This window comes from Paracoccus beibuensis (genome assembly GCF_026162625.1).
GTDB classification, from domain to species: domain Bacteria; phylum Pseudomonadota; class Alphaproteobacteria; order Rhodobacterales; family Rhodobacteraceae; genus Paracoccus; species Paracoccus beibuensis.
In genome coordinates this window covers 1-1,573 of sequence record NZ_JAOTBD010000088.1, presented here as the reverse complement: position 1 = coordinate 1,573, position 1,573 = coordinate 1, and the positions used below count along the sequence as shown (strand labels likewise).

At 57.3% G+C, this 1,573-nt stretch carries 3 protein-coding genes; 2 read left to right on the top strand and 1 reads right to left on the bottom strand.

Annotated features, from left to right (window positions below; translation table 11 throughout):
- The first annotated feature begins 262 nt into the window (after positions 1 to 262).
- Positions 263 to 511 carry a hypothetical protein gene (locus OC159_RS19895; RefSeq protein ID WP_265502962.1) on the top strand — a complete coding sequence of 83 codons (249 nt, stop codon included), beginning with the start codon at positions 263 to 265 and terminating at the stop codon, positions 509 to 511.
- A 145-nt stretch (positions 512 to 656) separates the two neighbouring features.
- Positions 657 to 893, top strand: a complete 237-nt coding sequence (locus OC159_RS19890) for a hypothetical protein (protein WP_265502961.1) — start codon at positions 657 to 659, stop codon at positions 891 to 893.
- A 176-nt stretch (positions 894 to 1,069) separates the two neighbouring features.
- Here the strand turns inward: OC159_RS19890 and OC159_RS19885 are convergent, their stop codons facing one another.
- The gene (locus OC159_RS19885; protein WP_265502960.1) at positions 1,070 to 1,339 is read right to left on the bottom strand and encodes a hypothetical protein; all 270 of its coding nucleotides are present in this window, start codon (positions 1,337 to 1,339) and stop codon (positions 1,070 to 1,072) included.
- Positions 1,340 to 1,573 lie beyond the last annotated feature (234 nt).

Sequence of the window (1,573 nt, the reverse complement as noted above, 5' to 3'; positions counted from 1 at the left end):
ACCGCCCATGGCGGGCAGCCGCCTGCCGTGGTTTACTTCAACACCATCGAAACCGATCAGCAGGCGCAGGCAGTAGCTTAAATCAGCCGGAAAACTGTCCAAGGATCGGGGAGTAGCTCAGGTCGCATATCCGTATACGTTTGAGGATGCGCTGGCGTTCGAGAACCTCAGCCTCTTCTCCGAACTGGATGGCACCGGTCTGATCCGTAAGTTTCGCGATGCGATCGAGATTGGTGGCGGGGCGGCCGCGATCGGAGAGAAAATGTACCTCGCTCTCAAGAACGGCAAGAAGGCCGAGTTTGCGCTTGACGTGATGGAGGTTGAGAACTTCGACACGATCGTCGTGCCGCGCTACATTGCCGAGGGACTTGAGTGGCTACTCGCGCAGCTTAAGAAAAAGCAGGTGGAGGTTCTGCCTCTGGTTAAGGATGCGCCGCCCCAGGAAGAGGTCGAGGCTGCCCCGTCGGTCGAAGAGCATGTCGTCACCGAAGTCGAAGGGTTCAACACATGAGCGCCGTTGACGACAAATTTGATTCCGAAGCCGACGAGACGATCCTCGCCTGTCTGAACATCGAGAAGCCGAGGAGCTTCTTCCTTTACGCTGGTGCCGGATCGGGAAAGACGCGGTCGCTCGTTGAGGCGAAGCCCGTGGTTTCATGTTCGCATATGACAAAGTGTTCGCGACGAAGGCGAAGAGCAAGACGGATCTAGAAAATGAGGCGGCCGGGAAGGAGACGACCATCGATCGTACGCGGCGACTGTTCTATGTGACCTGCAGCCGCGCCGAGCAAAGCCTCGCGGTCGTTTACTACACCGCAGATCCGACGCTGGCACGCGACGCGATGATACAGCAGGAGTGGTTCGAGCCTGGTGAGATAGAGGTAATCGCCTGAAGGCTATTGCAGCCTTGGAGTGACCCTATGTGCGGAACTGGCGAAGATCTCCCCGGCTAGCGACACACTGGCGCGCTGCAACACGTCTGAGCGACGGCAGTTGGCAATGCTGCCTCGCGCGCAGTTAATGTCTGACCGTCTGTTATGGGCCGACAGCTACTTTGCTCGGGTCTGCACTAACACCCTGGAAACTTGCCGACATTGTCGCCCCGCATGAAGGCGGCGGTGCCTTCTCGTTCGATTTCCTGCACGGCGGCGTTTTTAGCGTCCTTATCGTAGGTGAAATGATCATTCCAGACATGGCTGGTCCCGTCGCAATCGACGACTTCGAGGGTCCAGTGCGGATCGGTCTTGAGGCGATAGATCTCGATGGAGAACGGAAGGCCGTCGACGGTGATGCGCTGGCTTTTTCCCAAGGTGATGATGTTGGGGTCTTCTTCGGTCATCCGGCGCTCATCGTACGTGTCGATCACCCCACTATGGCCAGGCAGTAGGCCGGGTCGATCACTCGACGGCCACTACCGCCTTCCCCACCTCCGTCGATTTTGTTGAGTCTGTATTGAGTCATCGGCGCATGCAAAAAAGCCTCCCGCGAGGGAGGCTTGTAAAACGCTGATTTATCTTAATATTTTTGGTTGCGGGGGCAGGATTTGAACCTGCGGCCTTCAGGTTATGAGCCT